Raw genomic sequence first — 11,890 nt, forward strand, 5'->3', positions numbered from 1 at the left:
GAGAGAGGGGGTAATCATGAATGCCGGAACCAGGGGTTCCAAGCGAGAGCAGCTGTGCAAGCAGCCCAAGGACACGCTACCGTCCTCGGGCATTGCAAACAAGTCACTGTTATTCACTGCTGCTAACAATATTAATCGCTTCTCATAACGGAGCAGGACAAGGAATCGGATAACGCGAGAGCAAGAAGGAAAACCCAATCAGCTGCGGGAACGCGTCAAGAGCATCACCGGTCCGCTCTCCAACTCAGAAGACCGTCCGGCCTAATTCACTGCACCCGCCCCGTCGCCAGACGACTGTGTAGGAAGCCGCACATGTCTTCCGGTGCGGGTCAGAGATCCGGGAAAGTGCCCACGATGGTGATCGCTACGGCCCCCAGCGCTGCCAACAGGGCAAACGCGCCGCCGAACAGCTGCATGAAAGTGTCCATATGATCATCACTCCGTCTCTTTGTTTCCCGAACGTCACCTTAACCCTACCGACATCCGGCCTGTTGGCTGCCCCCGGCCCTAGCACGTCCGGGGCTTCCTACATCGACGCCCTACACGCAATGCTCCGGGCATGCCGAGACATTGTTCTTTGGTTATTACTTCCCGGAAATATACAGTGGAGTGTGTCACCGTATGGGCGCGGTAACGCTCCCCAGACGGCGACGTTGGAGAGATAGCGGACCTCTTGAGGGGTGTAAGCCGCTATGGTTGGCCTCCGATTGGAGAGTCGGAGGCCGACCCCATCACCTGCCTGGGGAGACGTTAGGCGCTAAGCGCCAGCGTCCCACTATAGGGCATTTCGCGGTGCTGTGTTCTCACCTAAAAGGGTGGTTCAGCTCACCACCTGATTCAACGGAACCCTGCCCCTCCAACGCGGGAGTACCGTAGAGTCCTCCCCGTGACAAATCTCAGTATCAGCATCGGGGCGATCAATGTTCTCGCCGACAACCCAACCAAGCTCGCAGGTTTCTGGTCAGAAGTCACTGGCGGCACGACTCATCCGTCCCACGACGACGTATATCTCGCTCCAGATAACCCTTCAGGGTTTGCCATGTTCTTCCGTAAATCGTCTACCCCACTGTGGACGATGGCACCGTCTCGTACACACGTTGATCTGACAGTTCCGTATGGACAGAGGGAGTCAACGGTCGAGAGGCTGATAGACCTCGGCGCACAGGGGCTATGGAGCATCACCGACGAGCACCCCCACGTGCAGTGGACGACGATGAAAGACCCTGAGGGGAATCTTTTCTGCATCGCGGAGCATCCGCCAGTCGACACTTACTAAAAAACGCCAGACCCGTACTGGTTGGCAGCTTATACGCCTACCGAGTGCTCGGGTGGATACCGCCAGGGGCACTTCCCCACTCCCGTTTCAGCTCGTGGTGAACGATTGCGCTGCGCTTCTGTAGTGAGTGTTCTATGTTGTGAGAAGTGGGGAGTGATGACCCTGCTGATGGTGCATCTCATGATGCTCTACCTTTCGGAGCAGGCACGCATTCCTTCTGGGGTGCGTGCCTGTTTTTACTTCTGCGCGACAATAGACTTAGACGGTGATGCAAATCACACTAGAGCCGGTAGACAGCAGAGAGTTAGGGTTGCTTTAGTCGCTAAGATTGGAGCACAGCATGAGCACCAGCGTCATCGTTAAATCAATCCTCGCCGCCGACCCCTACTATCAGTGCATCACTCAGATGATGCCCAGGGAAGAAGTCGCGAACGACAGTACGGAAGTCTCCAAGAGCACTTCTGCCTGATAGTCGAGCACATCACCCCGGAAGGTGATGTGCTCTGCTAACGACAGATCGCGTGAGACTTACACGGTCCCCCTACTGCTTCTTCGCTGAAACCCACACGTCGATCTCTGCATGCACAGGCTCGTTCCCTGCGTCATCGATGTGCTCGACAACGACCGTGACCAGCTGACCGCCGGTTTCCCTCGTGATCGTGGAAAAGTCCGGGAAGTCGGCTGTGGCGGTAACGGTCAAACCGCCGCTGGACTTGGTGGGGTAGTCAGCCCGCATGCCTCGTGGAATCCACCGGTGGGTGCTTGGCACCGATACCTCGCAGAGAAGACCCATGGCGGCTTCGGCACCGTTGAGTGCCGCGATGACATGGAACGTTCCGATGTGGTTGCGAATGCCCCACCATTCACCGATCCTGACGGTGGCACTTCCTGGAACAGCGCTACGCACGCGGGGCAGCACGGTGCGGAAGTACGGTGCTTTCAGGCAGAAGCCAACGGAGAACAGCCCACGTTTCAGGGCTGTGTCGCTGTACTTCTTCCAGAGCTTGGCGGTGCCGTTGAGTTTCGGGTTGGCGGACTGTGGTGTGACGGTGCTCATACTTGCCAACAGTACTGATGATAGAACCATCGCGTGCCAGAACCGTCGAACCAACAATCCAATGACTGCGAAGGTTGGCCACGAGCATCGGCTTCTATCGTTCGCGGCTCAGTTGCTTGAACGGCTCGGCACCGCAGACTACGCAGCGCTAGTCGAGTTCCCGGAGGGCTTGCTTCCGTACTTTCCGCCACGTCGTGCTGTTGTGGTGACTTCCTCGTTCCCAGAACATACGACCTCCTCCCATTCAGGGTCGTACAGGATCTCAGTCGGCGCACCGGCGGTGTTGAACGGGTCGTGCGGTTCAATCACCCCCGGGATAGACGCATCTCGGTAGGTCACTCCACTTGCTCGGAATGCCCCGCCGCTGAGATCTGTTCCTGGCGCTGGCGGTAGACATCGGGGTCAAGGGTGGTGTCGAGCTCGAAGTCGGGATACTCACCCAACGCGAGGGCAGTGATGAAGTGATCCTGCCTCGCATCCTCGCGCAGCTTGCGCGCCACTCGGTGCCGGTTGAGCATCGCCTCATCGTAGTGCTTGGTGATCTTCCCGAACCCGTCCTTAGAGTAGGTCAACGCCGGCAGGTTAGACACTGTACTGTGCATCGCGGCTGCATCCTGCCACTGCGGCCCGAGAGCGTCGAGATACAGCAACTGGGGAGCCCGTCGCATATAGGTGGCGAACGCATTCGGGTTCTTCTGCGCGGCCTTCATAGGGTCAAGCACGGCGGTGCCGAGGGTTTGCACAGCCTCGTTGAAGTCGGCAACAGCGGCATCAACGTCGAGCACGGTGGCGACATGGGCCCACGCTGCATCGTTCGTGAGTTCAGCGTCTCGCCGGTTACGCAATGTTGCTTCCGTGCGGGGGTGGGCATCGGTGATCAGTTGGGCCGCAACGGCTTCGGCAGATCGCTTCTTGATAGCGGTGTGCCAGGTGTCACGGTCGTTGTTCAGGACGATGTCGTAGACGTTTGGCGGAGCGGCGTTGAGCGTGAGGGTGCCCCACGCTTTGAGGTCGTCGCGGGCTTCGCGGTAGTCGTCGGTGTAGAGGTCGTCTACATCGATTCCCCACGCGTCCGCGAGTGCTTGGTATGCGCGAGCCCCGCTCACGACGGTGTTGGGTCGGGCGAACGTGTTGTTCCTGTGGTAGTTGCTCATTTAGTGCTCCTATCGGTTTCGGTTGAATGCTGAGATGAACGACTGTTCGAAGTCGTACATTTTCTGTGCTTCTTTTTGCCCGGGTGCCCCGTGGGAGCCGACCTCGGGGACGGGCTCTGGTTTGCGTGGACCTGTCCGCTCGTCTGGTTCAGTCGTCGGCTTTTCCTGAGGCGTCAGGGCTTCGCTGACGGCTTGAGCGAATAGCTCCGCGTTTGTTTTGCTCATGTGGTTTCCCCTTGTTGTTGATGTAAGAAGCCCCCACCGGCGGGTTGCCGTGGGGGCTGTGTGTGCTGATTTCCGACCAGCGTGCCTTCGCATCAGATGCGGGTGTAGAGCTTCCCTACTTTCTTCAGCTGTCCGGCTTGTACGCCTTGTTCGAGGTGTTCGCGGGCGGTCTCGGTGTCGATTCCTCGTTGGGTGGCGATGGTTCCGGCGGGGGTTGCGTCGCCGTGCACCATGGCGTTGATGGTGTCGGCGGCAGCGGGGTTGAGGACGCTGCTGCTGTTCTGGTCGGCCAGAACCGGAATAACCGGAATATCCGGAATGTGCCCCGTCTCACCTGCGGTTTTCGCGTTCCCCTTTTCCGGGAGGGCCGGAACGTTGATTCCGCCTCTGCCTTCCATCTGTATCGCCATGCTTCCAGGAGCAGGAGCGTCCTGACCTGCATCATTCCGCTTATTCCGGATATTCCCCTCCTCTGCCGGAAGAGCGGGACTCAGGTGGCGATCCCAGGCGTCTTGCAACCCGACTTGCGCCCGCCCGTCCTGCTCGGTGGGATTGATTGTGTACCCACGGAACGTCCGCCCATTCTGGAAGACCTTTGCCGGGGCGACACCGAAGGGGCGCAGCATGCGAGATAGGTCGTGCGGGCGAATCCCTACGTCACCCATCTGTGACCACTCCGCATCCTCCAGGCTCCGCAACTCCGAACACAGGTCCACCGACCGGATAGCCGTAGCGTCCCGCATCACCGTCCTGATGTCATCGAGTAGTCGCACGTTCTTCGGGCGATCCTCCATCGACGGACGACGCACAAAGTACTCACACGCCTCACTCGCCCACCCGTGCCAATGCTCCCCGGCAAGCTCAGCAATCACCATCAACGCCGTCCACACCTCAGCCGGACGATCCTCCACACCCGGAGGTAGGTTCGGACGCTTAAACTCCAGGCTCTCAACCAGCCCCGGGGTGTCGGCCCACTCGGCGAACCACTGCCGTATCGGTGCGGACTCTTCCGCCGCCCTGGCGATGTAATACGGCTCGATAGCTTCCCCGGGCTTACGCTTACGCATTTCAACCGTCACCGCCCGCGTGGTGATCGTGTCGGGCATGTTCCCCGCGATCCCGGCGAACGCGACGGGCGCGAACGTGTGGAACACCTTTAGTTCATTGTCCGGGCCGACACAGCGCCGGACCCGGCCACCTTTCTTGTACCCACTGTTGGCAATCCCGCGCAGCTCCTCCTGCTTTCCGTCGCCGGAGCCGTTGAACATCGCGTCGGTCTCATCGAACAGGATCGTCGGCGGGTGCCCTGCCTCGTGGCCTTTCTCGATGGAGCGGAACAGTACCGCCGGGGTGTCGTTCTCGGTTCGTTCCGGCGAACAGGTGATGTTCTCCAGCAACTCCAACTGTCGAGTCTTGCCTGACTGAGGTGTGGCACTGGAGAAGATGATGCGCGGGGTTACATAGAACGCCTCGGATACCCAGGTGTGTGCCGCCCACAGGGCCATGACCCGGGCCTCGTGCTCGGTGAGGTGCACGCTGTACTTGTTGATCCAGTCGGTTGCCTGGTCGAGTGTGGCGGCGAGACTCCCGCCGCCCCGATTGCCACGGGGTGTGGGCTTCTTCCGATTCTTCGGGGTGAGGGTGATGACGTTTCCTCGGTCAGTCATGCTGCCCACCTCCCCATAGTGCTTGGGGGCACCGGGAATCGTTGTCGTGGCGCGGTTCGGCGCATCCTCGGATGCCGACCGGTTTCGTCACAGTGACGGTGCTGGTGGTTGTGGTGTTCCGGGGTGCCCCGGTAGTGTTGATCCTCAGAAGAATTCCTCCTCTTCGCTGATATGAACTCCGCAAGTTTTGTCAGTGCGATAGCGGCCAGGATGACGACTAGAGTGCCCGCTCCTCCGTCTTCCAAGGCCGCTTTTGCTATGTCGGCCATGCCTCCTCCTCCAGGTGCTTCATTGCCGCACAGTCAGGGCAGTCTGTGTACTCAACGCCCATCGCGGCGGCTTGTTCTTCGGTGCCCCAGCTCCCGGCGGCGATCGTGATTCCGCAGAGGGTGATCTTGCTTCCCCGCGCCCCGTCGGTGGCGGGGTGTGAGAGCTCGAGCTGTTGTTTAGTGTTCGGTGTCACTGTCGTACCTTGTCCTCTTCACGGCGGTTGATGAAGTCCCGGTGCTCCTGGTTACGGTTGATTCCCATGAAGTCGTCGAGGTCTCCGCTGATCATGTCGGTCAGCTCAGACGGCTTCAGCCCGAGGGCGAACATCGCGCGCTGGATGTAGTCCGGTGTCAGGCCAATCTTCCAGGGGAAGTCTTCGCGCTCCATCTCTTCCTCGGTGAGCTGTTGGTTGACGAGCAATTCGCCGAGGGATCGGTAGATGCTGTCTTCGATGCTCCAGGTGCTGTTCACTGTGCGTCCTCTCGGGAGATGATGAGCTTCACGACGACACGGTCAATCTGTTCGCCGTTCCACGTGTCTTCAGGGGCACCGTCGCCATGGAACTCCAGGGTGGTTCCGTCCTCGGTGACGATGCGGGTGGCGTCCTGAGAGAAGGCATAGGCCCTGGCCCTGATGATGTGGTCGGTGGCTGACTTGCCAGTGAGGGTGTAGTCGAACTGCTTGTAGATGAACTCGCCTTCGGTGACTTCCAGCAGGACGCCGAGGGGGTTGGTGGTGCTGAACATGTGTGTCTCCTTGTTCTGGTTAGGCGCTGTACTGCGCGGTGCCGGTGGTTTCGTACTGCTCGGTGAGCCATGCGTCTACGTCTTCACGCTTGTAGAAGCATTTGCGGCCGAGGTTGAACCAGCGCGGGCCTTGTCCTCGGTGCCGCCAGGCACGGAGGGTGACTTCGGGGATGCCGGTGTGGGCTGAGAGTGCTGGGGTGTCGAGGAGTGCGGGTGTGATGTTGTCGGTCATGGCTCTTGTCCCTTCTGGGTTGTTGTCTTGTTGGTTTTCCCGGGGCGGGGTGCTCCGGTGAGGTGTCTTGCTGCGCGTCGTCTCTATAACGCCCGTGACTGGGGGTTCATGCTCCCCGCTTACGTCCGTGGCGCTTCGGCTAACGACCTGTGTCGCGCTTCCCGTGTCCACTGTTCAGTTGTCAAATACCGTGTGCCCTGATGGCACACACGACCTTACATCGGTCAGATGACCGTTGAACGGTCATCTGACCGATGACATCCACCCATCTAGGTTGCGGCGAACTGCGACAAGAACGTTCATGCTGGTCGCAGAAGGTCACTAGACCTCTCAACGGTCAGTCAGTGTGACATATATCACTCTGACCGATCAGAGATCATCGGTCCTTCTAGGACACAATTGGCGGTATGAACCACGGTCTCGCTCAGGTAGGCAAGCTTTTCAAGGATTCCAGGGAGAAGCTGAACCTCTCACAAGCCGCAGTAGCCTCTCGGCTCAACGAGAGACTGGAGGGAAAATACCTCCACACAACTATCGGAAAAATCGAGAATGGCAGGCGTAATATAACGCTCGAAGAGGCGGTCCAACTAAGTGACATCCTTCACGTTAAATGGGAGGAAGTTTTCTCACTTCTAAGACAGATGACGCCGGCTGATCGTTTAAATGATGCCACATCAATACTTAACCGCGCTGCATTCGACTGCGCCACCGAGGTCTACCTTCCTTTTCAGCACGCTTCGGAGCTAATCCAAAAAGCTAACGAGGAGATTGATGAGGATTCAACTTTTAATGGGCATGAGGGAAAATATGTTAAATCAGCTCTGCACGAAATTAAGGAAGCAGTAGAAAAGTTAATGCCATTGGCGGACCTCATTTCCCACGAAACCGGGAAGATCGCGGACTGGACAAAGGAGTACGTCCCGGAAGATGAGCCGTGACTAGCCAGCGCCGCACGCCCGGCACTACCCGCATCGAAGACCGCTGGACCAGGCGCGACGGCACCCCCAGCGCACGCCACGCCCAAGGGAAACGCTGGCTCCTACGCTGGATCGACCACAACAGCCAAGAAAAAACCGCGTCATACACCCGCAAAATCGACGCACAGAACCACGAGAAAACCATCATCGCCCAGTTCCACAGCGGTGACTACATAGACCCGAACACGCCCGCACCACCCTCGGCCACATCCACGACCAATGGGCCACCACCACCAAGCCCACCATCAAACCCAGCACCCACGCCGACCGGGAATCCAACTGGAACAAACACGTCGCCCCCGACTGGAAAGATCGGGAAATCGGCAGCATCCGCAAAACCGATATTCAACAATGGATCGCTGAAAAATACGAAGACGGCACCGGAGTCTCCACCCTCGAAACATGCCTCCAGAACATCCGAGGCACCCTCAACCACGCCGTAGACGCAGGACTACTCAAAGCAAGCCCAGCCACCGGCATACGACTCCCCAAAACAACCGTCAGGGCACAACACATCCTCACCGTCGCCCAGGTCGAACAACTCGCCCGCACAGTCAACCACCTCCCCGAGATCGTCCGATTCCTCGCCTACACCGGCCTACGGTGGGGAGAAGCCTCAGCACTCACCATCCGGGACATCGACCCCAAACACCACAAGATCACCGTCAACAAGGCGTACAGCGACGTACAAGGCCGACTCATCCTCGGTGACACCAAGACCTACGAAACCCGCACAGTGCGCTACCCCACCGCCCTCGACGAACACCTACGCCCCCTCCTGCAAGGCCGCCCCCTCAGTGAGCTAGTGTTCCGATCCCTGGAGCTGAAACCCATCCGCCACAGCAACTACGGCAGACGCACCTTCCGCCCCGCCGTGAAGCAACTACACGCCGCCAACCCCGACTTCCCAACCTCACCCTCCACGACCTCAGGCACACAGCCGCCTCCCTCGCCATATCCTCCGGGGCCACCCCACCAGCCGTACAACGCATGCTCGGCCACTCCAACGCCGCCTTCACCCTCCGCGTGTACACAGGCCTGTTCGATGACGACCTCGACTCAGTAGCCGTGAAGATGGATGCGCTGATCAATAGCGGACTGAAAGCGGACCAGACAAAGAAAGACCCTCACCCCGAAGAATCGGAATGAGGGTCTGACCTGGTGCTTTTCTTGTGGAGCTGAGGGGAATCGAACCCCTGACCTTCTGCTTGCAAAGCAGATGCTCTACCAATTGAGCTACAGCCCCGAGGGGTCTTACTGGTGGGCCTAGGAGGACTTGAACCTCCGACCTCTTCGTTATCAGCGAAGCGCTCTAACCGCCTGAGCTATAGGCCCTCGAACGAGACAGAACTTTACCCACACGATCCTGAACTTACAAACCGACAGGTCAGGATGCGTTTTCGGGAGCCTCTGCCTCCTGAACGTTCTGCGGAGTGATCGTCACCTGGAGCCCACCGACGAGCCCTGTCGCAGCGTTGTAGAGCAACGCCATCACGGGGGCGAACAGCGTCACCACAATGAACTCCAGCAGGCCGACACCCGCGGCGACACCGAAGTACAGGCCGGCCGAGATACTGTCGGCACCGATGAGGTCCGCCAGGAGGTTGTTCATACGGTCCCAGACACCACCGATCCCCAGGAAGATGTAGATCAGGGCAGCAGCGACCATCCACGCGACGAAGACACAGGCGCTCAGAATCGCGCCGATCTTCAACGCGCTCAGGGGCGCGACCTCGCGCAGCGATGCTCTCATGAATTCTCCGCCGTCTGGTTGACCGCTTCCTCGCCCTCGTCCTCGACGTTGCGGTCGACGGCGAGCAGTTCAACACCCTTCGCCAGATCCACCAGCCGCACCCCCATGGTGGCACGGGAGGAACTGCGGATCTGCTTGACCGGGGTGCGGATGACACCGCCAGCGGAGGTGATGGCGAAGACCTCGTCGTCCAACCCCACGGTCACCGCCCCGATGAGCTTGCCGCGCTTCGGATCGTACTTGAAGGTCATGACGCCGAGGGTTCCACGGCCCTTCACGGGGTACTCCTCCACTGCCGTGCGCTTCCCGTAGCCGCCTGAGGTGGCGACGAGGAGGTAGGAGTTGTCGTCCGCGACGGTGAGCGCCAGCAACTGGTCGTCACCCTTGAAACGCATGCCCTTCACACCGGCGGTGGCGCGCCCCATGGGTCGCAGCGTGTCGTCGTCGGCTGTGAAACGCAGCGCCTGGCCCTCCTCTGAGACGAGCAGAAGGTCGTCCTCACCCGTGCACAGGCGCGCCCCGATGAGCTTGTCACCCTCGTTGAGGTTGATGGCGATCAGTCCACCGGAACGGGCGGTGTCGTAGTCGGTGAGGTGGGACTTCTTCACCCGACCCTGCTGGGTGGCCAGCACCAGGTAGGGGGCGTCCTCAAAGGACTGGATCTGGATGACCTGGGCGATCTGCTCACCGGGCTGGAACTCGAGCAAATTGGCCACGTGCTGGCCACGGGCGGTCCTGGTCGCCTCCGGCAGCTCATAGGCCTTGAGCCGGTAGACGCGGCCGTAGTTCGTGAAGAACATGATGATGTCGTGGGTGGAGCACACGAAGAAGTGACGGACGATGTCGTCCTGCTTCAGCTCCGCACCACGCACGCCCTTGCCACCACGGCGCTGCGAACGGTAGGAGTCGACCTTCGTACGCTTGGCGTAGCCGGTCGAGGTGATCGTGACGACCACGTTCTCCCGCGCGATCAGGTCCTCCTCGGAGACATCGCCGGTTGCCCCGACGATCTCGGTGCGACGCTCGTCGCCGAACTTCTCCACGATCTCGGCGAGCTCGTCGTGGACGATGCTGCGCTGACGTTCAGGGGACGCCAGGATGTCCTTGAGATCCGCGATGGTCTCCTCGATCTCGGCGAGTTCGTCGATGATCTTCTGGCGCTCCAGCGCGGCCAGACGGCGCAGCTGCATGGCCAGGATGGCATCCGCCTGGACATCGTCGATGTCGAGCAGGTCGCGCAGTCCCTCCCGGGCGATGTCCACGGTCTGGGAGCGACGGATCAGGGCGATGACCTCGTCCAACGCGTCCAACGCCTTGACCAGTCCGCGCAGGATGTGGGCGCGCTTCTCGGCCTCGTCGAGCCGGTACTGCGTCCGGCGGATGATGACCTCGATCTGGTGCTTCACGTAGAAACGGAGCATCTGGTCGAGACGCAGGGTGCGGGGCACCCCCTCGACGATGGAGAGCATGTTCGCACCGAAACTGGTCTGCAACTGCGAGTGCTTGTACAGGTTGTTCAGCACCACGCGCGGCACGGCGTCCCGCTTCAGGGTGACGACGATGCGCATACCGACGCGGTCGGACGACTCGTCGTCGATCTTGGCGATGCCGGCGATCTTCCCGTCGCGGACCTGCTCGGCGATCGACGCCACCAGGTTGTCCGGGTTGACCTGGTAGGGCAGCTCCGTGATCACGATGATCTGCCGGTTGCCGTCCTCCTCGATGTCGGCGCGGCCACGCATGCGGATAGAGCCACGACCGGTCGTGTAGGCGTCCTTGATGCCGGAGTCGCCCACGATCATGCCCGCCGTCGGGAAATCCGGCCCCTTGACGCGTTCCATGCAGGCGTCCAACGCCGTCTGCTCGTCTGCCTGCGGGTTCTCGAGCAGCCAGAAGACGGCCTCGGCGAGCTCATTGAGGTTGTGCGGCGGGATGTTGGTCGCCATACCGACGGCGATACCGCCGGATCCGTTCATGAGCAGGTTGGGGACGCGGGACGGCAGGACGTCCGGCTCGGTCGTCTTCCCGTCGTAGTTCGGGGAGAAGTCGACGGTGTTCTCACGGATGTCGCGCACCATCTCCAGCGCCAAGGGTGTCAGCCGGCACTCGGTGTAACGCATGGCCGCCGGGCCGTCGTTACCGCGGGAACCGAAGTTCCCCTGCCCGTCGACCAGCGGGTACCGCATCGACCATGGTTGTGCCATGCGCACGAGGGTGTCGTAGATGGCGGTGTCGCCGTGGGGGTGGTAGTTACCCATCGTCTCGGCGACTGGTTTGGCGGACTTGACGTAGCTGCGGTCCGGACGGAAGCCACTGTCGTACATCGCGTACAGGACACGTCGGTGCACGGGCTTCAGACCGTCCCGGACCTCGGGCAGCGCACGGCCCACGATGACGCTCATGGCGTAGTCGATGTAGCTGTTCCGCATCTCCTCATTGAGGTCAATGGGGGTGATGCGGTCGAACAGCGTCTCGCCGCCGCCGTAGTTGTCGTCGCTCACTTCGGTGCGATCCCTTCCAGAAGACTAGGTGT

Annotated in this window: 13 protein-coding genes, 2 tRNA genes and 1 pseudogene; 5 read left to right on the plus strand and 11 right to left on the minus strand. The window is 60.4% G+C overall.

Going from position 1 to position 11,890, the window contains the following annotated elements:
- Nucleotides 1–886: 886 nt before the first annotated feature.
- Both BJF89_RS02420 and BJF89_RS19255 read left to right on the plus strand, forming a co-directional pair.
- A complete protein-coding gene (locus BJF89_RS02420) occupies nucleotides 887–1,276 on the plus strand; it encodes a VOC family protein (RefSeq protein ID WP_075811921.1) in 390 nt (129 codons plus the stop codon).
- Between the two features lie 340 nt (nucleotides 1,277–1,616).
- Complete coding sequence (locus BJF89_RS19255; RefSeq protein WP_255372456.1) at nucleotides 1,617–1,745, plus strand: hypothetical protein; 129 nt, start codon at nucleotides 1,617–1,619, stop codon at nucleotides 1,743–1,745.
- A gap of 72 nt (nucleotides 1,746–1,817) precedes the next feature.
- Here BJF89_RS19255 and BJF89_RS02425 read toward each other — a convergent pair whose 3' ends face one another.
- From BJF89_RS02425 to BJF89_RS02455, 7 genes are all read right to left on the minus strand, one after another.
- On the minus strand, nucleotides 1,818–2,333 hold the full coding sequence (locus BJF89_RS02425; protein WP_083650456.1) for a hotdog fold domain-containing protein: 516 nt from the start codon (nucleotides 2,331–2,333) through the stop codon (nucleotides 1,818–1,820).
- Between the two features lie 335 nt (nucleotides 2,334–2,668).
- Nucleotides 2,669–3,487, minus strand: coding sequence for a hypothetical protein (locus BJF89_RS02430; RefSeq protein ID WP_075811923.1), 819 nt, complete (start codon nucleotides 3,485–3,487; stop codon nucleotides 2,669–2,671).
- Nucleotides 3,488–3,804: 317 nt separating this feature from the next.
- Nucleotides 3,805–5,379, minus strand: coding sequence for a DUF3631 domain-containing protein (locus BJF89_RS02435; RefSeq protein WP_075811924.1), 1,575 nt, complete (start codon nucleotides 5,377–5,379; stop codon nucleotides 3,805–3,807).
- Between the two features lie 256 nt (nucleotides 5,380–5,635).
- Entirely contained in the window at nucleotides 5,636–5,842 is a 207-nt protein-coding gene (locus tag BJF89_RS02440; protein ID WP_075811925.1) for a hypothetical protein, read from the minus strand.
- A complete protein-coding gene (locus BJF89_RS02445; RefSeq protein WP_075811926.1) occupies nucleotides 5,839–6,120 on the minus strand; it encodes a hypothetical protein in 282 nt (93 codons plus the stop codon). Before BJF89_RS02445 ends, BJF89_RS02440 begins: the two co-directional genes overlap by 4 nt.
- Entirely contained in the window at nucleotides 6,117–6,395 is a 279-nt protein-coding gene (locus tag BJF89_RS02450; protein WP_075811927.1) for a hypothetical protein, read from the minus strand. The genes BJF89_RS02445 and BJF89_RS02450 overlap by 4 nt, the downstream gene beginning before the upstream one ends.
- Nucleotides 6,396–6,414: 19 nt before the next feature.
- The gene (locus BJF89_RS02455; protein ID WP_075811928.1) at nucleotides 6,415–6,627 is read right to left on the minus strand and encodes an AlpA family transcriptional regulator; all 213 of its coding nucleotides are present in this window, start codon (nucleotides 6,625–6,627) and stop codon (nucleotides 6,415–6,417) included.
- A 407-nt stretch (nucleotides 6,628–7,034) separates the two neighbouring features.
- On the opposite strand from BJF89_RS02455, the gene BJF89_RS02460 reads away from it, so the two are divergent.
- The 3 genes and pseudogenes from BJF89_RS02460 to BJF89_RS02470 all read left to right on the plus strand — a co-directional run bounded on the left by BJF89_RS02460 (nucleotide 7,035) and on the right by BJF89_RS02470 (nucleotide 8,753).
- The gene (locus BJF89_RS02460) at nucleotides 7,035–7,565 is read left to right on the plus strand and encodes a helix-turn-helix domain-containing protein (protein WP_075811929.1); all 531 of its coding nucleotides are present in this window, start codon (nucleotides 7,035–7,037) and stop codon (nucleotides 7,563–7,565) included.
- A 283-nt stretch (nucleotides 7,566–7,848) separates the two neighbouring features.
- A pseudogene (xerC, locus tag BJF89_RS19930) lies at nucleotides 7,849–8,484 on the plus strand (tyrosine recombinase XerC); the annotation flags it as partial.
- Complete coding sequence (locus BJF89_RS02470; RefSeq protein WP_083650457.1) at nucleotides 8,418–8,753, plus strand: tyrosine-type recombinase/integrase; 336 nt, start codon at nucleotides 8,418–8,420, stop codon at nucleotides 8,751–8,753. The pseudogene xerC and the gene BJF89_RS02470, both read left to right, overlap by 67 nt.
- 24 nt (nucleotides 8,754–8,777) lie before the next feature.
- Here BJF89_RS02470 and BJF89_RS02475 read toward each other — a convergent pair.
- From BJF89_RS02475 to gyrA, 4 genes are all read right to left on the minus strand, one after another.
- Nucleotides 8,778–8,850, minus strand: a tRNA-Ala gene (locus BJF89_RS02475).
- 12 nt (nucleotides 8,851–8,862) lie between these two features.
- A tRNA-Ile gene (locus BJF89_RS02480) sits at nucleotides 8,863–8,939 on the minus strand.
- Nucleotides 8,940–8,991: 52 nt separating this feature from the next.
- The gene (locus tag BJF89_RS02485; protein WP_075811932.1) at nucleotides 8,992–9,357 is read right to left on the minus strand and encodes a DUF3566 domain-containing protein; all 366 of its coding nucleotides are present in this window, start codon (nucleotides 9,355–9,357) and stop codon (nucleotides 8,992–8,994) included.
- Nucleotides 9,354–11,858, minus strand: coding sequence for a DNA gyrase subunit A (gene gyrA, locus BJF89_RS02490; protein WP_075811934.1), 2,505 nt, complete (start codon nucleotides 11,856–11,858; stop codon nucleotides 9,354–9,356). Before gyrA ends, BJF89_RS02485 begins: the two co-directional genes overlap by 4 nt.
- Nucleotides 11,859–11,890 lie beyond the last annotated feature (32 nt).

The sequence above is a fragment of the Corynebacterium sp. CNJ-954 genome (assembly GCF_001942345.1).
Taxonomy (GTDB): domain Bacteria; phylum Actinomycetota; class Actinomycetes; order Mycobacteriales; family Mycobacteriaceae; genus Corynebacterium.